General features: G+C 63.0%; 13 protein-coding genes and 2 riboswitches. Of the genes, 4 read left to right on the forward strand and 9 right to left on the reverse strand.

Annotation, left to right across the window (positions count from 1 at the left end):
- Positions 1-83: 83 nt before the first annotated feature.
- From putA to PI93_RS23780, 3 genes are all read left to right on the forward strand, one after another.
- Positions 84-4,007 carry a trifunctional transcriptional regulator/proline dehydrogenase/L-glutamate gamma-semialdehyde dehydrogenase gene (gene putA, locus PI93_RS23770; RefSeq protein WP_039372915.1) on the forward strand — a complete coding sequence of 1,308 codons (3,924 nt, stop codon included), beginning with the start codon at positions 84-86 and terminating at the stop codon, positions 4,005-4,007.
- 471 nt (positions 4,008-4,478) lie between these two features.
- The gene (putP, locus tag PI93_RS23775; protein ID WP_039372913.1) at positions 4,479-6,023 is read left to right on the forward strand and encodes a sodium/proline symporter PutP; all 1,545 of its coding nucleotides are present in this window, start codon (positions 4,479-4,481) and stop codon (positions 6,021-6,023) included.
- Between the two features lie 208 nt (positions 6,024-6,231).
- Complete coding sequence (locus PI93_RS23780) at positions 6,232-7,374, forward strand: branched-chain amino acid ABC transporter substrate-binding protein (protein WP_039372911.1); 1,143 nt, start codon at positions 6,232-6,234, stop codon at positions 7,372-7,374.
- Between the two features lie 184 nt (positions 7,375-7,558).
- On the opposite strand, the gene PI93_RS23785 is transcribed toward PI93_RS23780, so the two are convergent.
- The 9 genes from PI93_RS23785 to PI93_RS23825 all read right to left on the reverse strand — a co-directional run bounded on the left by PI93_RS23785 (position 7,559) and on the right by PI93_RS23825 (position 22,308).
- Positions 7,559-8,488, reverse strand: coding sequence for a hypothetical protein (locus tag PI93_RS23785; protein ID WP_039366571.1), 930 nt, complete (start codon positions 8,486-8,488; stop codon positions 7,559-7,561).
- A gap of 261 nt (positions 8,489-8,749) precedes the next feature.
- Positions 8,750-10,189, reverse strand: a complete 1,440-nt coding sequence (locus PI93_RS23790) for an alanine/glycine:cation symporter family protein (RefSeq protein ID WP_039366569.1) — start codon at positions 10,187-10,189, stop codon at positions 8,750-8,752.
- A 267-nt stretch (positions 10,190-10,456) separates the two neighbouring features.
- Entirely contained in the window at positions 10,457-12,274 is a 1,818-nt protein-coding gene (locus tag PI93_RS23795; protein WP_144400384.1) for a hypothetical protein, read from the reverse strand.
- Positions 12,275-12,488: 214 nt separating this feature from the next.
- A complete protein-coding gene (locus PI93_RS23800) occupies positions 12,489-14,411 on the reverse strand; it encodes a hypothetical protein (protein ID WP_039366565.1) in 1,923 nt (640 codons plus the stop codon).
- A 221-nt stretch (positions 14,412-14,632) separates the two neighbouring features.
- Positions 14,633-16,036: an L-serine ammonia-lyase gene (locus PI93_RS23805; RefSeq protein WP_039366563.1), complete on the reverse strand. Its 1,404-nt coding sequence runs from the start codon at positions 16,034-16,036 to the stop codon at positions 14,633-14,635.
- A 139-nt stretch (positions 16,037-16,175) separates the two neighbouring features.
- The gene (gcvP, locus tag PI93_RS23810; RefSeq protein ID WP_052240432.1) at positions 16,176-19,103 is read right to left on the reverse strand and encodes an aminomethyl-transferring glycine dehydrogenase; all 2,928 of its coding nucleotides are present in this window, start codon (positions 19,101-19,103) and stop codon (positions 16,176-16,178) included.
- Positions 19,104-19,214: 111 nt separating this feature from the next.
- On the reverse strand, positions 19,215-19,598 hold the full coding sequence (gcvH, locus tag PI93_RS23815; RefSeq protein WP_039366561.1) for a glycine cleavage system protein GcvH: 384 nt from the start codon (positions 19,596-19,598) through the stop codon (positions 19,215-19,217).
- Between the two features lie 78 nt (positions 19,599-19,676).
- The gene (gene gcvT / locus PI93_RS23820; protein WP_039366559.1) at positions 19,677-20,783 is read right to left on the reverse strand and encodes a glycine cleavage system aminomethyltransferase GcvT; all 1,107 of its coding nucleotides are present in this window, start codon (positions 20,781-20,783) and stop codon (positions 19,677-19,679) included.
- A 145-nt stretch (positions 20,784-20,928) separates the two neighbouring features.
- Positions 20,929-21,065, reverse strand: a riboswitch (glycine riboswitch).
- 8 nt (positions 21,066-21,073) lie between these two features.
- Positions 21,074-21,170: riboswitch (glycine riboswitch) on the reverse strand.
- Positions 21,171-21,321: 151 nt separating this feature from the next.
- Entirely contained in the window at positions 21,322-22,308 is a 987-nt protein-coding gene (locus PI93_RS23825; RefSeq protein ID WP_144400382.1) for a zinc finger Ran-binding domain-containing protein, read from the reverse strand.
- Between the two features lie 268 nt (positions 22,309-22,576).
- Between PI93_RS23825 and PI93_RS23830 the strand changes: the two genes are divergently transcribed.
- Positions 22,577-24,682 carry a UvrD-helicase domain-containing protein gene (locus tag PI93_RS23830; protein ID WP_039366552.1) on the forward strand — a complete coding sequence of 702 codons (2,106 nt, stop codon included), beginning with the start codon at positions 22,577-22,579 and terminating at the stop codon, positions 24,680-24,682.
- Positions 24,683-24,880: the final 198 nt, after the last annotated feature.

The following is a 24,880-nucleotide window of genomic DNA, read 5'->3' on the forward strand; positions in this document are numbered from 1 at the left end:
TGCACCTCTTATCAAACCCGGTTACGATGCCGCAATTCACCCGCTATGGGTGTCACGTTTTCGCGTCATCAGGTAACCCTTCCATGGCTAACACCACTCTTGGCGTCAAGGTCGACGACGTCCTGCGCACCCGGCTGAAAACGGCCGCCCAGCAAATCGAGCGCACGCCGCACTGGCTCATCAAACAGGCAATCTTCGCCTATCTGGAGCGCATCGAAAGCGGCGCGCTGCCGCCCGAACTGAGTGGTGCCGTCCAGTCCGGGACCGAGGTGATCGACGGCCACGCGGGCGACGACACGGTGCCGCATCCGTTCCTCGAGTTCGCGCAGAACGTGCAACCGCAGTCGGTGTTGCGCGCGGCGATCACGGCGGCCTACCGCCGGCCCGAGCCGGAGTGCGTGCCCGTGCTGGTCGGTCAGGCCAAGCTGGCCCCGGCGACCGCCACGTCGGCGTCCGACCTCGCCCGCAAGCTCGTTGTCGCCCTGCGCGGCAAGAGCACCGGCGGCGGCGTGGAAGGTCTGATTCACGAGTTCTCGTTGTCCAGCCAGGAAGGTGTGGCGCTCATGTGCCTCGCCGAAGCGCTGCTGCGCATTCCCGACAAGGCCACGCGCGACGCGCTGATCCGCGACAAGATCAGCAAGGGTGACTGGCACGCCCACATGGGCAACTCGCCATCGATGTTCGTCAACGCTGCCACCTGGGGGCTGATGATCACCGGCAAGCTCGTCACCACGACCAGTGAAGCCGGTCTCACCAAGGCGCTCACACGTCTGATCGGCCGTGGCGGCGAGCCGCTCATCCGCAAAGGTGTGGACATGGCCATGCGCCTGATGGGCGAGCAGTTCGTCACTGGCGAAACCATCTCCGAGGCTCTGGCCAACAGTCGCAAGTACGAAGCTCAGGGCTTCCGCTACTCCTACGACATGCTGGGCGAAGCGGCAACGACCGAAGAAGACGCGCAACGCTACTACGCGAGCTACGAGCAAGCCATCCACGCCATCGGCAAAGCCTCGGCCGGCCGTGGCATCTACGAAGGCCCGGGCATCTCGATCAAGCTCTCGGCCTTGCATCCGCGTTACTCGCGCAGCCAGCACGAGCGCACGGTCTCGGAACTGCTGCCGCGCGTGCAATCGCTCGCCAAGCTGGCGCGCTCGTATGACATCGGTCTGAACATCGACGCCGAAGAAGCCGACCGCCTCGAAATCTCGCTCGATCTGCTCGAAGCGCTGTGCTTCGACCCGGAGCTGGCCGGCTGGAACGGCATCGGTTTCGTGGTGCAGGCTTATCAAAAGCGCTGCCCGTTCGTGATCGACTTCATCATCGATCTGGCGCGCCGCAGCCGTCACCGCATCATGGTGCGTCTGGTCAAGGGCGCTTACTGGGATACGGAAATCAAGCGTGCGCAGGTCGACGGCCTCGAAGGCTATCCGGTCTACACGCGCAAGATCTACACCGACGTGTCGTACCTCGCCTGCGCGAAGAAGCTGCTCGCCGTGCCGGACGCGATCTATCCGCAATTCGCCACGCACAACGCCTATACGCTCTCGGCGATCTATCACCTGGCGGGCAACAACTACTACCCCGGTCAGTACGAATTCCAGTGTCTGCACGGCATGGGCGAGCCGCTTTACGAAGAAGTCGTCGGCCCCATCGCCTCGGGCAAACTCGCACGACCGTGCCGCGTGTACGCCCCGGTCGGCACGCACGAAACGCTGCTCGCCTACCTCGTGCGCCGTCTGCTCGAGAACGGCGCGAACACCTCGTTCGTGAACCGCATTGCGGACGAAACCATCAGCGTGGACGAACTGATCGCCGATCCGATTTCGGAAGCCGAGAAGGTGCAACCGCTCGGCGCACCGCACGCGAAGATTCCGCTGCCGCGCGATCTGTACGGCACGTCGCGCGCCAACTCGTCGGGCTTCGATCTGTCGAACGAGCATCGTCTCGCCTCGCTGTCGTCCGCCCTGCTCGCCAGTGCCGGCACACCGTGGCGCGCCGCGCCGCTGCTCGCCGATGGCGAACGCACCACGGGCACGCCGCGTGCCGTGCGTAACCCGGCCGATCTGCGCGATGTCGTCGGTCAGGTCATCGAAGCCACCTCGGCAGATGTGGAAGCCGCGCTCGCACACGCCGTGGCCGCCGCCCCGATCTGGCAAGCCACGCCGGTCGAAGCGCGCGCCGACTGCCTGATGCGCTCGGCCGATCTGCTCGAAGCGCATATGCCCACGCTCATGGGTCTGTGCGTGCGCGAAGCGGGCAAATCGCTGCCCAATGCCGTGGCCGAAGTCCGTGAAGCCGTCGACTTCCTACGCTACTACGCCGCGCAGATCCGTCAGGGCTTCTCCAACGACACGCACCGTCCGCTGGGTCCGGTGCTGTGCATCAGCCCGTGGAACTTCCCGCTCGCGATCTTCGTGGGCCAGGTCGCCGCAGCGCTGGCCGCCGGCAATCCGGTCATTGCCAAACCGGCCGAGCAGACGCCCCTCATCGCCGCCGAAGCCGTTCGCCTGATGCAGGCCGCCGGCGTACCGGCCGGGGCATTGCAACTGCTGCCGGGCACCGGCGAAACCGTGGGCGCTGCGCTCGTGGCCGATGCCCGCACCAAGGCCGTCATGTTCACCGGCTCGACCGAAGTGGCCCGCATCATCGCCCGCACGCTGGCCGACCGCCTCGACGCCAACGGCCGTCCGATTCCGCTGATCGCCGAGACCGGCGGTCAGAACGCGATGATCGTGGACTCCTCGGCGTTGCCCGAACAGGTCGTGTACGACGTGCTCGCCTCGGCCTTCGATTCGGCCGGTCAACGCTGCTCGGCACTGCGCGTGCTGTGCCTGCAGGACGACATTGCCGACAAGACCCTGCACATGCTCAAGGGCGCGATGCAGGAGTTGGCCATCGGCAACCCGGACCGTCTGGCCATCGACGTCGGCCCGGTGATCGACGCCGAAGCGCAAGACGGCATCAACCGCCATATCGAACAGATGCGCGCCAAGGGCTTCCCGGTCGAGCAACTGATGCTGCCGGAGGCCGCTCGTCACGGCACGTTCGTGCCGCCGACGCTCATCGAACTGACCGATCTGAAGGCACTGCAACGCGAAGTCTTCGGCCCGGTGCTGCATGTGATTCGTTTCAAGCGCGCGCAACTCGACAAGCTGCTCGATCAGATCAATGGCACCGGCTACGGCCTGACGTTCGGTGTGCATACGCGTATCGACGAAACCATCGCCTATGTGACGGAGCGCGCCCATGTCGGCAACGTCTACGTGAACCGGAACGTGATCGGCGCTGTGGTCGGGGTGCAACCGTTCGGCGGCGAAGGTCTGTCTGGGACAGGTCCGAAAGCCGGTGGTCCGATGTATCTGCCGCGTCTGCTGGCGACCCGTCCGGCCGCGCTGGCCCCGGAACTCCATCGCAACGAAGCCGCGCTCTCGCCACTGGTGAGCTACCGCGACTGGCTGCACGCCAAGGGCAACACGGCAGACAGCACCGCTGCGATCGATCGCGTCGACCGTTACCTGGCAACGTCGGCGCTCGACGCCACGGCCGTTCTCCCGGGACCGACCGGCGAGCGCAACACCTACGGTCTGGAGCCGCGCGGCCCGGTACTGTGCGTGGCAGCCACGCCGCTCGGCGCGCGCACGCAACTGGCCGCCGTACTGGCAACGGGCAATCACGCCGTCTTCACCGACAGCGCCGCCGCCCGCGATCTCGTCAGCGCTCTGCCCGCCCCCCTCAAGGGCCGCGCCTCGGTGCTGGCCGCCGGCGCGGATGCTGCGGCAGAACCGTCGCTCGCCGCAGTGCTGTTCGAAGGCGACAGTGACGAACTGCGGGCGCTGAACCGCCGCATCGCCACCCGTAACGGCCCGATCCTGTCGATGCAAGGCCTCGCCCCCGAGGCACTGGCGGCTGGCGACGACTACGCGCTGGAGCGTCTGCTGTGCGAGCGCTCGGTGTCCGTCAATACGGCTGCCGCAGGGGGTAACGCCAACCTCATGACTATCGGTTGAGACGTCGGCCGGAATCTCCGTCGATCGGTCGACTCGGGGCCGACGTATCGAGACACGTCGTCAGGTCTTGCGACGAATCGCATTGGATTCGTCCTAAATCTGACGGCCGACCTCGATGACCGGACGCCCCGTCAGCTACGTCACGCAGCACCGCGCGGCCGCCCATGTCCTGTGTTTCGGGACATCGGCGGCCGCGCATCGTTGATGGCCAGGCCACGCGCCCTCGCCTGCACAACGCCCTCTACGCCCCTCCGCATCTGCCGTAGTCACGCGCATTGAGCGCATTCGCGGTATCTTCGCGCCCGCCCCCGACATCTCATGTGCCTTGCCGCTATGGCGCGGTTGGCACTGTTAACCCGTGCCGGCGACACGCATCGCCGGCCACAGCGGTCGTCGTCCCGCGTTTGCGCCTCTTTCGTCATGCCGCGAGAAGCGCCCGACGCGCGTGACACCGACGCTCGAGGAGGCTACATGTCCCTTTGGAATCCCACTGCGGTGTCTTTCACCGTCTATCTGTTACTGATGTTGGTGATCGGATGGCTCGGCTATCGATCCACCCACAACCTCTCCGACTACATCCTCGGCGGACGGCGTCTCGGCAGCTTCGTGACAGCACTCTCGGCCGGCGCTTCCGACATGAGCGGCTGGCTGCTGCTCGGCTTGCCCGGTGCCATTTACGTGGGTGGCCTCTCCGGCGTCTGGATCGCCATCGGCCTCGCCATCGGCGCATGGGCCAACTGGCGCCTCGTGGCGGCACGCCTGCGCGTGCATACGGAGGTCTGCGGCAATGCGCTGACCCTGCCTGAGTACCTCACCCAACGTTTCGGCGACCGCAGCCATGTGCTGCGTATCGTCACGGCACTCGTGATCCTGATCTTCTTCACGATCTATTGCGCGTCGGGGGTGGTGGCCGGTGCCCGTCTGTTCGAGACGATGTTCGGCTTCGAGTACCGCACGGCGCTGTGGATCGGTGCGGTGGCGACCATCGCCTACGTTTTCATCGGGGGCTTTCTCGCGGTGAGCTGGACGGATACGGTGCAGGCGTCGCTGATGTTTGCCGCGCTGGTCGTGACCCCGATTGCGGTGATCGCGCTCGACGGCAGCCCGGCGGCGGCCGTCGATGCCGTGACCGCCGTGCACCCGGCACACACCGACTGGTTCGGCGACCTCGCGCCCATCGGGGTGATTTCGATGCTCGCCTGGGGGCTGGGCTACTTCGGCCAGCCGCACATTCTCGTGCGCTTCATGGCGGCGCGCTCGGCGGCGGCGATTCCGCAGGCACGCCGCATCTGCATGACATGGATGGTGCTGTGCCTGACCGGCGCGGTCGCCGTGGGCTTCTTCGGGCTGGCGTTTTACAGTGCACGACCGGATCTCGGCGCAGGCGTGGCCGCGAATCCGGAAACGATTTTCATGGCGCTGACGACGCAACTCTTCACGCCGTGGCTCACCGGCATCCTGCTCGCCGCGATTCTCGCCGCCGTGATGAGTACCTTGTCGTGCCAGTTGCTGGTGTGCGCCAGTGCGTTGACGGAAGACCTCTACAAGACCTTCGCGCGCGGGCCGGTCAGCCAGCGCCGTCTGGTCTGGATCGGCCGGGCCATGGTGCTGAGCGTGGCCGTGGTCGCCGTTCTGCTGGCGCTCGACCCGGAAAGCCGCGTGCTCGGCATGGTGAGCTACGCGTGGGCAGGGTTCGGCGCGGCCTTCGGACCGCTGGTGCTCGCCACCCTGTTGTGGCCCCGCGTCACCCGTAACGGGGCGCTGGCGGGCATTGTGACCGGCGCGGCGACCGTGCTGATCTGGAAGCAGTTCGGATGGTGGGATCTGTACGAAATCCTGCCGGGCTTTGTGCTGGGAAGTCTGGCGCTCTTCGTGGTGAGCCGTCTCGACCGGGCGCCCGGCGCCGATGTTCTCGCCCGCTTCGCCGCCGCCGAAACCGCTCTGCGCGAGATCCAGCAAGGCGCGGCGGACGGTCCGGGTAGCACCGGCACGCCGGCGGCGCAACCGTCACCATAAACCGGTAACACCATCTATCGGATTATCCCCTCTTGACCGGCGCGCGCAGCCATCCAATACTGCCGCGTCGGACGCATTCTGCGTTTGATTGCGATTGATGCCGTTCCGGGCCTGACCGGCCTTGTCTGGACGGCGTTCCAAGAAAGGCGTACCGCGGCGATCCCGCAGGTGGGCCACTCAACGACATACACATGCAAGGAGAGGGTTGATGCAATCGAAGCTTACGCTCAGCGCAGTCGCGCTCGCGGGTCTGCTCGCGTTCGGCACCGCCGGTGCGCAACAGGCGCAGGAAGTGAAGCTGGGTTTTGCCGCACCGCTCACGGGCGCTCAGGCGCACTACGGCAAGGACATGCAGAACGGCATCCAGCTCGCCGTTGACGAGTACAACGCCACGAAGCCGACCATCGAAGGCAAGCCGGTGAAGTTCGTGTTGCAGGCCGAAGACGATCAGGCCGACCCGCGTCAGGGTTCGCTGGTCGCTCAGAAGCTGGTCGACAACGGCGTCAAGGGCATGCTCGGTCACTTCAACTCCGGCACCACGATCCCGGCGTCGCGTATCTACGCGCAAGCCGGTATCCCCGAAATCGCCATGGCGACGGCACCGGAATACACCAAACAGGGTTTCAAGACGACGTTCCGCATGATGACCTCGGACATCCAGCAAGGGTCGGTCGTCGGTAACTTCGCCGTCAAGAAGCTGGGCTTCAAGAACATCGCCATCGTCGACGACCGCACCGCCTACGGTCAGGGTCTGGCCGACGAGTTCGAGAAGGCTGCCAAGGCCGCCGGCGGCAAGATCGTGCGCCGCGAGTTTGCCAACGACAAGGCCGTGGACTTCCGCGCCATTCTGACCAACCTGAAGCGCTCCAACCCGGACGTGATCTTCTACGGCGGCGCCGATGCGCAAGCCGGCCCGCTCGCCAAGCAGATGCGCGAACTGGGCATGAAGAGCACGCTGATGGCCGGTGAAATGGTCAAGTCGGACGCCTTCCTGAAGATCGCAGGCGACGCCGCCAACGGCTCGGTCGTCTCGCTCGCCGGTCTGCCGCTCGACAAGATGCCGGGCGGTGCCGCATACGAGTCGCGCTACAAGACCAAGTTCGGCAGCGGCCCGGAGACGTATTCGCCTTACGCCTACGACGGCGCAATGGCGATGATGTCGGCCATGAAGAAGGCCAACTCGACCGATCCGGCGAAGTACCTGCCGGTGCTCGCCAAGACGAGCATGCCCGGCGTGACCACGCGTGAGCTGGCTTACGACAGCGTGGGCGATCTGAAGTACGGTTCGATCACGGTGTACAAGGTGGTCGACGGCAAGTGGACCGTGCTGGAGACCGTCGGCGGCAAGTAAGCTGACAACGCATCGATAGCAGCACCATCAACAAGGGCCGGTGAGGATAACTCACCGGCCCTTGTGTTTGACGCGCATCACCACGACTCAGCACGCACACCTTGGACGTCCCTCGCAACTGCCGAAGTGATTACGCCGTCGCGATGCCCGATGCCCGATGCCCGATGCCGTCACATCATGCGTCTCAAAGCCGTTCGTCGTCAGCGTGCCATCGCCGGCCTGGCTCGGTGATGCCCCGACTGTGTCGATCCGCATCGTCGCTCAGCTGAAGCGGTGTCTGAGGGGGCGCCTTGCGCTTGATCTCCGGCTCGTTCATTTCAGGCTTCCCCACTCCGACGATGCCCTTGATGGTCTTGACGCCCTTGATGCTCCGATTCGTGTCGTCGCTTTGCCCCTCCAGATCGGCGGCGGTATCGCGCACTCCGTCACGCGCGACGTCAGTGTCCCGGCTTTGCATCTGGAAGCTACCGCGCATGGCGACCAGCCCGGGCTTTCTCAATGGATTCGGGATCGTGTCCGGTGTCGGCCGCTGGTACTCGTCGACGAATCGGAATGCCTCCGGCCGATCGATGGTCGACCTTCCCCCACGCACCCCGACCGTCTTCGCGACAATGATCGCGAAGTCGTGATCGGGCGAAGCGGAGTAGGCAAGCTTTGCCGGTTCGGTGAGATAGGTCACCGAATTGATCCGGCAATTCGACGGATTCGTCCGATCGCACTCTCGATACACACGAATCTCATAATTGCCCAAGCCGTGCGGTGGCTTGGTGGCCACGCCGGAAATATCGAGTGCGCTCGTGAGTGAGGTAGCGTCCAGATTGCCCACGTAGGCATAGTCGAACGACGAGGAGGCCGGCGTGTAGATAAACGTATGGTCGTTGAGCGTAAAGGTGCTACCGGGCGTCGATAGCATCTCGTTGATGTCTTTGTGGTATTTCGCGATGAATGTATCCGTCGCGTTACCGATCATGTTCAGGCTATGACCCACACGTTCGGCTCGCTCGACACGCATCTGACGCATCTGGTTCACGCCCCAGAACGTCGCCAGCAGACCCGCGACAGCAATCGCAATAGCGACCGAGACGAGAAGAATGCCGGATTGGTTGCTTCGCATTGACGCGCCCTCAGTTGAATCGTCCGGCAACTACGCTGCGACACATGCGCGCGATTGCGAGATCGTTGAAATGTGGCATTGTCAGTGAGGTCACTCGTTAGAAGCTTGGGAAATACCCGTTAACGCTTCATCGGTGACGGCGAATACCAAAACCAGAGCCCGAAATAAAAAACCGCGGGACTTTCGTCACGCGGCTTTTTCATATTTTGACCATCGGCAGCACTTCGACAGCCCCTAATTGCGTGTCGTACCGGAACGTTGTTAACGTCCGCCACCCCGCTCTGCATGCCAGACGTCCTTTGACAAGCGTTCGCGCATCTCCGGTGGCAGTACGTCGCGGGTAAAGACAGGCTCTGTAATGCCAGCTTTGCGTTGTGCCTGATAGTCGCGCCATGCAATCAACGCGTACTTCATCAACATACCGATCGCGATCAGATTGATGAACGCCATCAGCGCGGTGCCGACATCGGCGAAGCTCCACACCAGCGGCAGACTGGCGACTGACCCAAGCATCACAGCCAACAGCACGAGCGCGCGGAAGATATTGAGAAGCCACGGACGTTGCGTCAGATAGTCCATGTTCACTTCGGCATAGGCATAGTTGCCAAGCACGCTCGAGTAGGCGAGGAAGAACACGGTGATGCCAGTGAATATGACGGCCCAATTGCCAACATGCGCCGCCAGGGCGCGTTGCGTGAGCACAGCACCTTCCGGTGCAGCCCCCGGGATGAACTGACCCGATAACAGAATCATGAACGCCGTGGCCGAACACACGACGATGGTGTCGAAGAACACGCCGAGCATCTGCATCAACCCTTGTTGCACCGGATGTCGGGTCGTCGCCACCGCTGCTGCGTTGGGTGCGCTGCCCATGCCCGCCTCGTTGGAGAAGAGACCACGCTTGACGCCCATCAACACCGCCTGACTCACCGCGTAGCCAGCGATGCCGCCCGCGGCCGGTTCAAGTCCGAAGGCGTGCCGAAGGATCATCGACATCATGCCGGGAATCTGATCGATGTTGGCGATGCAGATGTACACGGCAAGGCCGAGATAAGCGATGGCCATCACGGGCACGATCCATTGCGCTACGCGCGCCACGCGCCGGACACCGCCATAGATGATTGGCGCCGTCATCAACACGAGTGCAATGCCGATCCAGGTCCGTTCCCAGCCGAACGACGCCTCCAACGCCTCCGCAATTGAATGCGACTGCACGGAGTTCAGCGCGAAGCCGAACGTAAATAGCAATGCCAGCGCAAAGAGAATGCCGAATTTGCGCGAGCCAAGGCCCATCTGAATGTAGTACGCGGGGCCGCCACGAAAGGTGCTGTCGTGGTGCGGAATCTTGAAGATCTGTGCCAGCGTCGATTCGACGAATGCGGACGCCATGCCGAGCAGCGCCGTCATCCACATCCAGAAGATGGCGCCCGGCCCCCCGATGGTCAGCGCGACGGCGACGCCGGCAATGTTGCCGGTCCCGACGCGACTCGCCAGCCCCGTAGCAAACGCCTGAAACGGCGAGATACCCGAGGTGGTTCCCGCGGAACGCAGCAGACAGATGCTGTGCCAGAGTGCACGAATCTGAATCCCGCCGAATCGAACAGTGAAGTAGAACCCCGCACCCAGCAAGGCGACGACGAGGGGGTATCCCGACAACACCCCGCCAACGGCATCGATCAACGGCTTGAGCCAACTTTCCATGTCACGCGTCTCCTGTCGCAACCACTCGAAGGCCCTCTGAAAATAGAAGGTTAGCGACGAAGAATCTCAAGATTTGGCCCGGTGCGATAGAACGTAGCGAGACTTTCCGCCAATTCCCATACGTAACCGCGCGACAAGAAAAAAGCCGCCCGGCAAACGCCGCGCGGCTTAAAGACAAGGCAAGGAGACATCGAGGACTAGCTTAACGAGGAAATATGTCTGTCATGTGACGCCCGCAAAGCCATCGTCAATGCATCGTGCCGCTCATCAGAACAGCGATCGCCACTCGCCGTTGTTGGATTGCACCGTATCCACAGCGCCCGCAAACACCTGCACTCCCGAATTACGCATCATGAGGAATTTTCGCAGCTCGGCATCGAAGTCAGCATGTCCCTGGGGCAGATAAAAGTAGGAACCCAGGTCGCCTGAATATCCACTGGACCCGTCGCCGTCCTTACCACCCGCCCACCTGCCGATGAAGAACCGACCGCCTATGCGACTTCTCTCTGTACTGCCCCTTGCAATCTCATAGCCACCCATTTGCAGGTACGCAATGCGTCCCTTGGTCAGGCACATCATCCTTCCCGTTCCTTGGCCACGCGAGACTTGAAATCCTACCTGGTCATAGCCCCAACTATTCCGGCGCCCGGTCTCCCAGTAATCATAGAGCATGACAAAGCTACCGCCCTCAGCCTTGCACACCCCGCCTTTACTGCCGAGGAGAAGCGGAAACCCAACGGCATCTTTGCCCTGTCTGGGACTGGGTATGGTGAAACTTGAGATGTACAAGCTGTCACCGCGATTGTCGTTGACGATTTGCTCAACCACTGTCTTGGGCACTTCGTCTTTGGTCACAGGCGCAGACTGCATGGAGAGCTTCCACTTCCACTTCTCGCCCTTCTCTTGTTGGCAGGACAGGATTCTTCCAGCGCCGTCTCGTCCGAGCCCCCAAACGTCACATTCACTTCCTTCAATAACAGCTTCGCCGAGCTCGACGACACCCGAGGTCGATTTCAGGGATCGTGACTCCACATTCTTCGCTCGAACCGACGTGGCTTTCACAGCATTGGCACCGTCGATATCGTTGTTCTGCAGATCCAGGTTGCCGCTGATCGTCGCACCTTCAGTGGCAGTCAAGGCACCCACCGTCGCGCTTTTCGCTTGGATGCCCGCCATTTTCAATCGCCCCGTCCCCTCAATATCGCCCGCGTTGACGATATTGTTGTTGACGATCTTATTGTCCTTTTTCGACTCCAGATTCAGCGTTCCCTTGATAGACGCTTCGCCCACATCCAGACTTCCCATTTGGAGCGTGCCCTTTCCCTGGATATTTCCCGCCCCGACGATATTGTGTCGGGTCGTCGCGCCATTCGCGCCGCCGTTGGTATCTTCCAGATTCAGATTCCCTGTCATCGACTTGCGTCCATCAAGGCTGAGCAGGGTGTCCATCGCGCTCGTCTGATGTCCGCCGCGCACGGCGATCAGGCCCGGCTGTGCAGACGGATTCACGACCGCGCGCTCCGACCCGTCATTATCGAGAAAGCGGAATTGATCCGGCGAGTCCTGTCTCGACATGCCGCCCAATGCACCGATCTTCCGTATCGCTGTGGCCGCTGCGTCGTAATCGGGCGCGTTAGAATAGGCACGCTTCATCGGCTCGGTGAGATACACCAGCGTCTTGATGTCGCACTTGTTGTCGACGCAATCTTCATACACACGAATGGCGTATTCGCCCATCCCGTTCGGCGGCCGGGTCGCGGCACCCCGAACGTTCATGACCTTGATCAGGCTTTCCGCCGTCAGATTGCCGACCACGCGAGGCGAAGTTCCCTCCCGCGTGAACTGAACGTCACCGATCGCAAACGATTCATTCTTTTCGAACAATTTATTGAGTCGATCGTGATACATCACCGCGAAGCTCTGCGTCGCCTCGCCCATGATCTTCAGCGACTCCCCGATTCGCTCCGCGCGCTCGACGCGCAACTGGCGTGTGTAATTGACGCCCCAGAACGTAATCAGCATGCCGGCCACGCCTACGGCGACGGCTGCTGAGATCAGAAAAATGCCGGACTGCTTTCTTCGCATGGTCGTGTCCCTCGGAACGGCTGGCAAACGTGCCACGCGAGGCGTCGACGATTGCGGCAGCATGAAAAAGGACATTCTGAGTTGAGCGGCAGGCTTCAGGGTTAGGATTTGACCGATAAAATTCTTCGGCGGGCTCAGATACCGAAGTCATGCCGCAAAAGGAGAAAGGCGCGTTGTGAAATGCCGCAACGGTTCTCCTGATCACCCCCCGCACTTACAACACTTCGTCAAAGCCAGCGTCGCGAACATCCTGCAAGGAATCGAAGCGGCACGTCGCCCGAAGGTAGTTGCTGAAGGGCAGATTCGAATATGAAACATACATGCCGTCATTGCGAGTCTCCGCATGAAGGCTACCGAGACCGTATTCGACGTTGTCGCCGCGGACCCTAAAGAATGTCTCCACATTGCACATCCGCGCCTTCTTGATGAAGTACCCCGTGTCGAGCGCCAAACGTTCAAAGTTCGACGGGTACCACACGCGCTTTCCGATCACGTGCGTGCCAACCCGATTCATATCGATGCCACCGAGCCCCAGTGTCAGATCGGCGAGCCATCTCTCAAACTCGACGTGATCGCTCGAATAGTTGACCACACCTTTGACATCGAAAAGCTCGTCCACTTTGAACACGGCGCCTTGCGCACCGTAGTATTTGGATTGCCGGGCCGCGTTGGTGTCGTACCGCCACAGACACAACAGAGGATGCTTGCTCGCCCCGGCAAGCGTGTACTTGCCGGCACTATCGCGCTCGAGCTTCGCCGGTTTGTTGCTCCAACGGCTGCCGACGTGACTCTCGGACCGAGACGAGAATCCACAAAGCACCACGTTCGATGCGGAGTAACCATTTAAGGCAGGTCGATATCGATTTCCTCCGATCCAGGCCGTTCCGCCGACGGGAACCTTCGAGATATTCCATCTCTCACCTCGCCCAATGCCGACAAGCACCATGTCGGTAATTGTCTCCTTGGCGATTGCCATGAGCACGTTGTCCGGCACATCGGCCTTGCTGTTCGCAGTCCCCGAGAGCTTCCATAACCTTCCCGTCGTGCTTTTGTCGTCGGGCTGACACGACAACACCCTGCCGTCGCCATTCACCGCGATACCCGAGCCCTTGCACTCGTCGTTCACCGCTTGCACTTCATTGAGCTCAACGATGCCGGACGTCGACCGGAGCCGTTTCGATTTCACTTCCTGCGCCTCGATGGTCTTCGCATTCGTGACATTTTCTTTCCCCATATCCAACGAACCGCCGAACCTCGACGGACCTTTGGTTGTCAGGGAATCGGTCGACAGGGTCGCGGCATTCAACTCCCTGGCCACCGCCTTGTCGGCAATGTTGAGTTGACCGACGTCCAGCGCGCCTTCGGCTTTAATGTTGTGGACACCCACGATGCTGTGCTTCTGCGACGTATTGGGATCCATAAAATTCAGATCCCCCGTCATCGCTCGCGAGCCGTCGCGCGTCACGACGTTGTTCAGATCCTTTGTCTGTGAACCACCGCGCATGGCGATCAACCCGGGCCGCCCCAGAGGGTTCGCTACGGGTAGCGCACCGTTGACCTGTTCGATGAATCTGAACTCGCCCGCGTTATCTGGCGTCGACAGTCCGCCATAAACCCCTATCTTTTTCGCAGCGACGATCGCCAGACTGAGATCGGGTTCTGAGGAGTACAGCTTCTTGATCGGCTCCGTGAGATACGCAAGCGTCTCGATCCTGCAAGACGACGTGCTGCCAGCGTCGCAGATCCGGTACACATGCAGCCTATACTCTCCAACGCCACGAGGCGGCGTCGCGCCAACCCCCGGGAGTGCGAGCGCCTTGATCAGACGCGTTGCATTCAGATCGGCGATCTCGGTGGTCGCTCCCGGCCCCGGCGTTCCTTTGACTGTGAAGGTCTCCCCACCCGCAGAGAAACTTCCTGTCGTGCCTGAGAGCACCTTCTCGATGTCGCCGTGGTGTTTTACTGTGAACGTTTCGACGGCATTGCCGATGACTTTCAGCGATTCTCCGATACGCTCCGCACGCTCAATGCGCATTTGACGGCTCTGCTGAACACCAAAAAAAGTAATTAGCATGCCGACAATACCTACGGCAATCGCAGCGGAGATGAGAAAAATTCCAGACTGTCCGATTCGCATTACGTCGCCCTCTCATTGAGTCGACGGTCGTCATCTCATGTCACGCATTTGAGATTCCGACGACGCCGAAAGCAGACATTTTCCGCGAGTAGAACGTGCTCAGGCTTGGGATTTCCCCGGTAAACCCGGATGGCGATGACGTATACAGAAGCCTCACCGCAAAAAGAAAAAGCCGTGCGGCTTTCACCGCACGGCTTTTTTCGTTCATCGCGACGAAACGCTCAGCACTCCACGATATTCACCGCCAAGCCACCGCGCGCCGTTTCCTTGTACTTCGTCTTCATGTCGGCACCGGTCTCGCGCATCGTCTTGATGACGGAGTCGAGTGACACATAGTGCGCGCCGTCACCGCGCAGCGCCATGCGTGCCGCGTTCACCGCCTTCACCGACGCCATCGCATTACGCTCGATGCACGGAATCTGCACCAGTCCGCCCACCGGATCGCACGTCAGACCAAGGTTGTGCTCCATGCCGATTTCCGCAGCGTTCTCAACTTGCTCGACCGTGCCGCCCTGCACCGCAGCGAGCGCCCCGGCAGCCATCGAGCACGCCACACCGACTTCGCCCTGACACCCCACTTCCGCGCCCGAGATCGACGCGTTGAGCTTGTACAGAATGCCGATGGCCCCGGCGGTCAGCAAGAAGTCGATCACGCCCTGCTCGTTCGCACCGTGCACGAAACGGTCGTAGTAGTGCAGTACCGACGGGATAATGCCGGCCGCGCCGTTGGTCGGCGCCGTCACGACACGTCCACCGGCGGCGTTCTCTTCATTGACGGCAATCGCGTACAGGTTCACCCAGTCCATCACCGACAGCGGATCGGACAATGTACGTTCAGCACGTTGCGTCAGTTGACGATACAACTCCGGCGCACGACGGCGCACATGCAACGGTCCCGGCAACTCGCCGTCGGCCTCGTCGTTGCCGATACCGCAACCGCGCGTTACACACGACTGCATCACATGCCAGATGTTGAGCAAGCCGCGACGAATATCCTCTTCCGCCGTTTCGCCGTGATGCCAGACCTTTTCGTTCTCCCACATCAACTGCGCGATGCTCTTGCCACTCGCGCGGCACATCTCCAGCAGTTCCTTGCCCGTGCGGAACGGATACGGCAATTGATCGTGCGCGGCAAGCACCTGCGCATTCGACGCACCGGCCGTCACGACGAAGCCACCGCCGACCGACAGGTAGCGCCCTTCGCGCAGCTTGTTACCGGCACCGTCGAAGGCATGGAATTTCATGCCGTTGGGGTGCTCCGCCATCGCCTCGCGACGGTAGAACACCATGTGCTCCTTCTCGACGAACGGCACTTCGTGCTTGCCGAGAATCGACAGCACCTTCGCACGACGCAGCGTCGCCAGACGTTCTCCGATCGTTGACGGATCGACGGTATCGGGCGCTTCGCCCATGAAACCGAGCAACACGCCCTTGTCGGTGCCGTGGCCCTTGCCCGTGGCACCGAGCGAGCCGTACAGCTCGGCGCGCAGCGCCGCCACCTGCGGCAGCAGGCCGTCGCGCTCCAATCCCTGCACAAACATCAGCGCCGCGCGCATTGGCCCCACGGTATGCGAACTCGACGGTCCGATACCGATCTTGAATAAGTCGAAAACTGAAACGGCCATGGGGCTTCCCTGAAGTTCTGAAACGATTTTGTAACGCCACGAATGCCGTCAGGCTGACGCATCCGTGTTACATCCATAGAGACAAAAAAGGGCCGGCAATGTTTCTGCCAGCCCCCGTTTGTCGAGATTTCGCGACGTTTTACTCGTAGTCGCTCATCGGTACGCAGGCGCAGAACAGGTTCCGGTCGCCGTAGACGTTATCGGCACGTCCCACCGGCGGCCAGTACTTGCGCTCGCGCAGTGCCTTCACCGGGTACGCAGCCTGACTGCGGGCGTAGGCGTGCGGCCATTCGTCCGCCGTCACGACGTCGGCCGTGTGCGGCGCGTGCTTGAGCGGATTGTCCTCGCGATCGGCACGACCCTCTTCCACCGCGCGGATTTCCTCGCGGATCGCGACCATCGCTTCGATGAAGCGGTCGAGTTCGTGCTTCGATTCCGACTCGGTCGGCTCGACCATCAGCGTGCCCGGCACCGGGAAGCTCATCGTCGGCGCGTGGAAACCGAAGTCCATCAGGCGCTTCGCAACGTCGTCCACGGTGATGCCGCTGGTGTCCTTGAGCGGACGCAGATCCAGAATGCACTCGTGCGCGACGAGGCCGCCCGGGCCCGAGTACAGCACCGGGTAATGCGGTGCAAGCTTCTTCGCGAGGTAGTTCGCATTGAGGATGGCCGTTTCCGTCGCGGCCGTCAGCCCCTGCGCGCCCATCATGGCAACGTACATCCACGAGATCGGCAGAATCGACGCCGAACCGTATGGCGCGGCCGACACAGCACCGATGCCGTCAGCGTCGCGCGAATAGCCCGTCGAGCGCTGATTCGGCAGGAACTGGGCCAGATGTGCGCCCACGGCCACCGGCCCCACGCCCGGGCCGCCACCGCCGTGCGGGATGCAGAATGTCTTGTGCAGGTTCAGATGCGAGACGTCGCCACCGAACTCGCCCGGTGCGCACAGGCCCACCATCGCGTTCATGTTCGCGCCGTCGACATACACCTGACCGCCGTTCGCATGCACGATCTCGCAGATCTGACGGGCACCGGCTTCGAACACGCCGTGCGTGGACGGGTACGTCATCATGATCGCGGCCAGACGATCACGATGCTGCTCGGCCTTCGCCTGCAGATCGGCCAGATCGACGTTGCCGTTCGCGTCGCACGCAACCACCACGACCTGCATGCCGGCCATCTGCGCCGACGCCGGGTTCGTGCCGTGCGCGGAGGCGGGGATCAGGCAGATGTCGCGATGCGCTTCACCGCGCGACGCGTGATACGCCTGGATGATGAGCAGACCGGCGTACTCGCCCTGCGAGCCGGCGTTCGGTTGCAGCGACACGGCCGCGTAGCCGGTGGCCGCCACCAGCATCTGCTCGAGCTGATCGATCATCGAGCGATAGCCGACCGTTTGTTCCGTCGGGGCGAACGGGTGAATCTGACCGAATTCCGGCCAGGTCACCGGCAGCATTTCCGAGGTGGCGTTGAGCTTCATCGTGCACGAACCGAGCGGAATCATCGTGCGGTCGAGCGCCAGATCCTTGTCCGACAGGCTGCGCAGGTAACGCAGCATTTCGTGTTCGGAGTGATAACGGTTGAATACCGGGTGCGTCAGGTATTGGCTTTGACGCGCGAGCGCCAGCGGATACCCGTTCGACACCGTGGCTTCGATGGCGTCGAAGTCCAGCGAGACAGCGCTCTTGCCGAGGCCTTCGGCTACCACTTCCCACAGCGCGATCACGTCGTCACGGGTGCTCGTCTCGTCGAGCGAGATGCCCACGGTGTTGTCGTCTTCGCGACGCAGGTTGAAGCGGCGTGCGGCGGCCACCGTATGGACGGTATCGGCACGGCCGCTCACCGGCACGGTGAGCGTGTCGAAGAACGTGGCGTTGCGCGGGGCGGCGCCCAGCGTGGTGAGACCGGCGGCCAGCACGGCCGTCAGACGATGCACACGCTCGGCGATGACACGCAGCCCCTGCGGGCCATGATACGCGGCGTACATGCTGGCCATGATGGCGAGCAATGCCTGTGCGGTACAGATATTCGACGTCGCCTTCTCGCGGCGAATGTGTTGTTCGCGCGTTTGCAGCGCCAGACGCAGGGCAGGCTTGCCTTGCGAATCGACCGACACGCCGACCAGACGGCCCGGCATCGAGCGCTTGAGCTCGTCGCGCGTGGCCAGATACGCCGCGTGCGGGCCACCGAAGCCCATCGGCACGCCAAAACGCTGGCTGTTACCGACGGCCACGTCGGCCCCCCACTCGCCCGGGGGCGTGAGCAGCGTGAGCGACAGCAGATCGGCGGCAGCGATCAGCATGCCGCCCTTGGCATGGATCGCATCGGCCAGCGCGCGGTAATCGCGCACGTCGCCGCCCACACCGGGGTATTGCACCAGCACGCCGAAGGCATCGACTTCGGTGGCGGCGGCCACCGGGCCGATCTGGACCTCAATGCCCAGCGGCTTGGCACGCGTTTGCACCACTTCGATGGTCTGCGGCAGCACGTCGTCGGCCACGAAGAACGTGTTCGACTTCGACTTGCCCGTGCGCTTGACCAGTGTCATCGCCTCGGCGGCAGCGGTCGCTTCGTCGAGCATCGACGCGTTGGCGATCGCCAGCCCCGTCATGTCGATGATCATCTGCTGGTAGTTGAGCAGCGCTTCGAGGCGGCCCTGCGAGATTTCCGGCTGATACGGGGTGTAGGCCGTGTACCAGGCCGGGTTCTCGAGCACGTTGCGCAGGATCACGCCCGGCGTGAACGTGTTGAAGTAGCCCTGACCGATGAACGACTTGAAGACCTGATTCTGGTCGGCGAGCGCGCGCAATTGCGCCAGCGCCTGCGACTCGGTTTTCGGCGCAGCGAACTGGCCGAGCGACGTGGCGAACTGGCCGCTGTCGCGGCGAATCGATGCGGGAACGACCGCGTCGATCAGTGCGGCGCGCGAGGCATAACCCAGTTCGGCGAGCATCGCCTGTTGTTCGGGGGTGTCCGGGCCGATGTGGCGCGCGGAGAAGTTATCGCGCTGCTCAAGCTCGGCGAGCGAGCGGCGCGGGGCTTGCAGGTCAGTCAAAGCATTCATGGGTCAAATCTCTCGTTCGATCACGGCAAGTGACGGCGGGGTATGACGGGCACAACGTCAACGCAGACGGCGCCGGGAGAACCGGGGTTCCCACGGCGCCGCGCGTCGTCATCAGCCGCCGATCTTCTTGGCGTATTGCTCGGCGCTCAGCAGCTTGTCAAGCTCGGCAACGTTCGACGGCTTCACGCGGAACAGCCAGTTGTCGTAAGCGTCGCTATTGACCAGATCCGGCGAGCCCGACACTTCCGTGTTGGTCTCGATGATCTCGCCGCTGACCGGCGAGTGGACGTCAGCCGCAGCCTTGACCGATTCGATCACGGTCGATGCCTCATCGGCGGCCACCACGCGGCCGGTATCCGGCAGCTCGACGAACACGATGTCGCCCAGGGACTCCTGTGCGAAATCGGTGATGCCCACGGTCACGGTGCCGTCGGCTTCGAGGCGAGCCCATTCGTCGGACTCGGTGTACTTCAGTTTATCGGGGATATTCGCCATGTTGACGCTCCGGGATTCAGTGTTTGGGGTATTCGGTTATCGGTATTTCGTGTCGCCGCACCGTGGCGCCGATCTTTCTTAGGCCACCACGGCCTTGCCGTGACGCACGAACGGTAATTTGACCACACGTGCGGGCAATTGCTTGTCACGAATTTGCACATGGACGATGGCGCCGTCCGGCACACCCTTCGGCAGGCGGGCAAATGCAATCGATTGTTGAAGGCTCGGGCTGAACGTGCCGCTGGTGATTTCGCCATCGCCCGCCTCGGTCACCACGACCTGATGCGCGCGCAGCACTCCGCCCTTGCCGTCGAGCACGAGGCCCGCGAAGCGCCACGTCTGACCGCGCGAGAGCAAAGAATCCTTGCCGACGAACGTGCGCTCGCTTTCCTTCTCGACCGTCCAGCCGAGGCCGGCATCGAGCGGCGACACGTCGTCGTCCATGTCCTGACCGTACAGATTCATGCCGGCCTCCAGACGCAGCGTGTCGCGCGCCCCCAGCCCGGCCGGGCGCACGCCCACCGCGACCAGCGCGTTCCACAGCGCCGCCACATGGTCGGCGTTCACGATGACTTCGAAGCCGTCTTCGCCGGTGTAGCCGGTGCGCGCGATCATCAATTCGCCGAACGGGGTGTCCTTGGCGAATGCCGCGTTGAACGGCTTGAGCGCTTCGCTCACGTCCTGACTGCCCGGCACGGCTTGCCAGAGCTTGGCGCGTGCATTCGGGCCCTGCACGGCAACGATGGACAGATCGCGGCGTGGGGTGATCGTCAGGCTGTAGTCGCCGTGGGCGTTGAGCTGACCGAGCCAGGCGAGATCCTTGTCGGCCGTGCCGGCGTTCACTACAACACGGAACCAGTCTTCGGCGATGAAATAGATGATGAGGTCGTCGATCACACCGCCGCTCGGGTTGAGCATGCAGGTGTAGAGCGCCTTGCCCGGGGTTTGCAGCTTGTCGACGTTATTGGCAACGGCGAAACGCAGGAATTCGCGGCAGCTCGGGCCATGCAGATCGACCACACACATGTGCGAGACGTCGAACATACCGGCGTCGGTGCGCACGGCGTTGTGCTCTTCGATCTGGGAGCCGTAGTTCACGGGCATGTCCCAGCCGCCGAAATCGACCATGCGGGCGCCGGCAGCGCGGTGCGTATCGTTGAGCGGAGTACGTTTGAGTTCGGTCATCGGAGCGTCGGGGCCTCAGAGGCACAAGGGTCAGGGATTTCGGAAAACACTGTCCGAAAACGCAAAAAGGGGTCATCTCGACGACCGGCACTTTTCGCGTCCGACGCGTGCTTGTGCACGAATCCGGCGCAATGCCAGTTGGCGAGATGACCCCTCTGTCCTTGGTACCTGAGAGATTGCCCGGAGCGTGCAACGCGCGATGCGCCATGCTGCACTGACCGGCCCCTTCGGTGGGTTGTTCGCGTGGCCTGCACGCCGCAACCGCTCTCCAGAGATCGAAGGCAAAGCCTTCGGCGCGGACGGTCCTTGATGCCTGAGAGTTTGTGGGTATTACCCCTTCGGCGGCGCCGGCATGTGCTTCCCGGTGCGCTCTCCCGACCACGCTCGCGCACTTTACGGGGAAAGCGCAGGACTGTCAATTTGGCGCAGGCTGCCTGAGTGCGAATCGGTGCGGCGCACCGCCCGGCGGGCATCTCCGGCTGGTCGGCGTGCCGTGGAAGCGCCAGTCAATTTTGATCGCGCTGCGCGTGATTCCTGCTCAGCGCGACTCGCCCGGATTCGTGCCCGCCGGACAGCCGTCCTTCCCCCAGCGGCCATTACAGACCGCCCAGATACAGCGCTGCTTCGGTATCACCTCGTACCAGCGATAGCGTTCGCATTGCGCGAGCGCTGCGGCAATCGTGGCGGCCGCCGCCGGGGCCGATGCCGCACTCGCGGCTGCGGGCTGATGCTGCGCTTCGGCAGCGATCGGGCCGATGTCGTTATTGTCGTAGTGTGCGGGAAGATCGGCATTGGCCATGGGCCGAGGCGTGCTGCCACCGGCATCGCGACGGCTGAGCAATTGCATCATGTCGTCCGGGGTGTCGTGGCGAGCGGGGGCCAGTGACGTCGCCGCAGCCGTCAGCGCGGCGGTCGCGGCCGAGGCGGTCAGCGGCGCCGGCTGGCTGGCGGCGGCAACGTCGGCGGCGGCGCCGGAAGCGGCCGCATCAACGGCGGCCAGTGCCTGCGCACGCGCCAGTGCAGCAGACGCTTCGCTCTCGCCAGCGCCAGTAGTCACAGCAGTAGCGGCTGTGTTGCCCGACGCGACGGTGGGCGGCGCATCTATCGGCGCGCCGAAGGGCGTGACGGCAATCCCGCCCGGCGGCTTCGGGGCAGGGTCGACATACGGGGCACGCAGGTTCCACCAGATGCCGAGCAACGCGACGGCGGCAAAGATCGCGGTGCCGAGTACCAGCGCGCCATTGAGCCAGCCGGGCGATTCGCCCCGCTCACGTTTGACGCGCCGCTTCGGCGCCTCATCCGGCGCGCCTGCCGTGGACGTCGATGGCGCCGTGCCGGCGCGCGCCCCTGACATGGGCGCGTTGCCGGACGCACCCACAACAGCGTCGAGCGCGCCAGCGCCTGCGGCGCCCGTCACCCGACGGTCATCCCGAAAACCGGGTTCGGCATCCGCGAGTTTCGCACCGCACTTCACACAGTACGGCGCACGCGGCGCGTTGTTCGTCCCACAGGTTGGACATTGCACGGCGACCCCACCACGATGGCAACGTTTTTTATTATAGGCACCGCGTCTCCCCCGACGCCAGCGTGCAGCGCGAACCCTGCGGCGAGGCGTCGCGCCAGCCCCACAGTGGGGAGCCACGCGAGCGCCACGGTGTCACGGCCATGCACACCCCGCGTGATAGACTTGCCCACCCCTTGGCGCTTGCCAACTTCGATGCCCGTGCCGGCGCGCGCCCACCGCGGCTCACGCGTGCCCGCCGATCGCTGCTCATATCCCACCGTTTCACGCCATGTCGTCTTTTCCGCTCAATCCTGCCCAGAACGAAGCCACGCATTATTTCGATGGCCCATGCCTCGTGCTGGCCGGCGCGGGGAGTGGCAAGACGCGCGTCATCACGCAGAAAATCGCGTGGCTGATCGAAACGAAGGGATTCGAGCCGAAGCACATCGCCGCCGTGACCTTCACGAACAAGGCCGCTGCCGAAATGCGCGAGCGCGTGGCCAAGCAGCTCGAAGGCAAGACACTCAGCACCCCAGGCAAAGAGGGCCGAAAGGTGCCGGTCAATCAGCTCACGATCTGTACCTTTCACTCGCTGGGCGTACAGATTTTGCGACGCGAGGCGGAGAACGTCGGACTGAAGCCGCAGTTCTCGATCCTCGACTCGGACGACTGCTTCGGCCTGATTCAGGAACAACTCGGCACGACCGACAAGGCGATGATCCGCGGCGTGCAGACGGCGATCTCGCTCTGGAAGAACGGACTGGTCACGCCCGAGACGGCACTGGCCGCCGCCGAGACTGCCGACGAACACCAGGCCGCGCTCGTCTATCGCAATTACATGGCTACGTTGCAGGCCTATCAGGCCGTCGATTTCGACGACCTCATCCGTCTGCCTGCCGAACTGTTCGCCCGCGACGAAGACGTGCGCGATCGCTGGCAGAACAAGCTGCGCTATCTGCTCATCGACGAGTATCAGGACACCAACACCTGCCAGTACCTGCTGCTCAAGCTGCTGGCGGGCCCGCGTGCGGCGTTCACCGCCGTGGGCGACGACGATCAGGCGATCTACGGCTGGCGCGGCGCGACGCTGGAAAACCTCAAGCAGTTGCAGGTGGACTTCCCCACGCTCAAGGTCATCAAGCTGGAGCAAAACTATCGTTCGACGTCGCGCATCCTGACGGCGGCGAACAACGTCATCGCGAAGAATCCGAAAATCTTCGAGAAGAAGCTGTGGAGTGAGCACGGACTCGGCGATCCGATCACCGTCACGGCAATGAACGACGAAGAGCACGAGGCTGAGTCGGTGGTGTTTCGTCTGTCGGCACACAAGTTCGAGCGCCGCGCCGAGTTTCGCGACTACGCCATCCTCTATCGCGGCAACCATCAGGCGCGCATCTTCGAACAGGTGTTGCGGCGCGAGCGCATCCCTTATGTGCTCTCCGGCGGTCAGTCATTCTTCGACAAGGCGGAAATCAAGGATTTGTGCGCGTATCTTCGCTTGCTGGCCAATCCCGACGACGATCCCGCGTTCATTCGTGCGGTGACCACGCCGCGCCGTGGTGTGGGCAGCACCACGCTCGAAGTCCTCGGCAGCTTCGCCGGGCAGGCGAAGGTCTCGCTGTTCGAAGCCGTCTATATGGGGGCGGTCGAAGCGCGCTTGCAGCCTCGCCAACTCGAACCGCTGCGGGCCTTCTGCGATTTCATTCAGCGCATCGCGGCGCGAGCGGCGCGCGACCCGGCCAACGAGGTCATCGATGACCTGATGGAAGGCATTCACTACGAGGCGTATCTGTACGACACGTTCGACGAGCGTCAGGCGCAGTCGCGCTGGACCACCGTGCTCGAGTTCCTCGAATGGATGAAGCGCAAGGGCACGCGTGCCAGCGGCGCAGATGCCGCCGGTCTCGACAACCCCGACGATCTGGACGACGACGCCAAAAGCCTGATGGAACTCACCCAGACCATCGCCCTGATGTCGATGCTCGAAGGCCGCGACGGCGACGATCCCGATGCGGTGCGTCTGTCAACGTTGCACGCCTCGAAGGGGCTGGAGTATCCGCACGTATTTCTCGTTGGTGTGGAAGAAGGCATCCTGCCGCACATTCGCGAGGATGAGGAAGTCACCGCCGAGAAGATCGAAGAAGAGCGCCGCCTGATGTATGTGGGCATCACGCGGGCGCAGCGCACGTTGCAACTGTCGTGGTGCAAGAAGCGCAAACGGGCGCGGGAGACGTTCTCCTGCGAAGTGTCGCGTTTCGTGCCGGAGATGCAACTCGACGAAGCGCCGCCCCCGCCCCCTGAAGACGCGCCCATGTCGCCGAAAGATCGCCTCGCGAGCCTCAAGGCCATGCTCGCCGGTGGCAGCAACAAGACGCCATCATCGTCGGGCGCCTGACGTCATCCTGCGTGCCTTGCGCACAAACGAATAGCCCCCGCGTGCGGGGGCTGGCTTGAGGAACGGCGACATCCGACCGGGGCTGTCTGCGGCGGTAGGGCGTACCGTGAAGTCAATGCTTGCTGCTATTTGCCACTACCCGAAGACGTCTGATCACAGGCGGCTGCCGGGCTCGACGCCACGACCACACCTGCCAGA

The sequence above is a fragment of the Pandoraea fibrosis genome, from assembly GCF_000807775.2.
GTDB classification, from domain to species: domain Bacteria; phylum Pseudomonadota; class Gammaproteobacteria; order Burkholderiales; family Burkholderiaceae; genus Pandoraea; species Pandoraea fibrosis.

Excerpts from the sequence above, each read along its gene's own strand:
- PI93_RS23805 (WP_039366563.1), bottom strand. The coding sequence starts at position 16,036 with ATGGCCGTTTCAGTTTTCGACTTATTCAAGATCGGTATCGGACCGTCG.
- PI93_RS23795 (WP_144400384.1), bottom strand. The coding sequence starts at position 12,274 with ATGCGAAGAAAGCAGTCCGGCATTTTTCTGATCTCAGCAGCCGTCGCC.
- putP (WP_039372913.1), top strand. The coding sequence starts at position 4,479 with ATGTCCCTTTGGAATCCCACTGCGGTGTCTTTCACCGTCTATCTGTTA.
- putA (WP_039372915.1), top strand. The coding sequence starts at position 84 with ATGGCTAACACCACTCTTGGCGTCAAGGTCGACGACGTCCTGCGCACC.
- PI93_RS23800 (WP_039366565.1), bottom strand. The coding sequence starts at position 14,411 with ATGCGAATCGGACAGTCTGGAATTTTTCTCATCTCCGCTGCGATTGCC.
- gcvH (WP_039366561.1), bottom strand. The coding sequence starts at position 19,598 with ATGGCGAATATCCCCGATAAACTGAAGTACACCGAGTCCGACGAATGG.
- PI93_RS23780 (WP_039372911.1), top strand. The coding sequence starts at position 6,232 with ATGCAATCGAAGCTTACGCTCAGCGCAGTCGCGCTCGCGGGTCTGCTC.
- PI93_RS23790 (WP_039366569.1), bottom strand. The coding sequence starts at position 10,189 with ATGGAAAGTTGGCTCAAGCCGTTGATCGATGCCGTTGGCGGGGTGTTG.
- gcvT (WP_039366559.1), bottom strand. The coding sequence starts at position 20,783 with ATGACCGAACTCAAACGTACTCCGCTCAACGATACGCACCGCGCTGCC.
- PI93_RS23785 (WP_039366571.1), bottom strand. The coding sequence starts at position 8,488 with ATGCGAAGCAACCAATCCGGCATTCTTCTCGTCTCGGTCGCTATTGCG.
- gcvP (WP_052240432.1), bottom strand. The coding sequence starts at position 19,103 with ATGAATGCTTTGACTGACCTGCAAGCCCCGCGCCGCTCGCTCGCCGAG.
- PI93_RS23830 (WP_039366552.1), top strand. The coding sequence starts at position 22,577 with ATGTCGTCTTTTCCGCTCAATCCTGCCCAGAACGAAGCCACGCATTAT.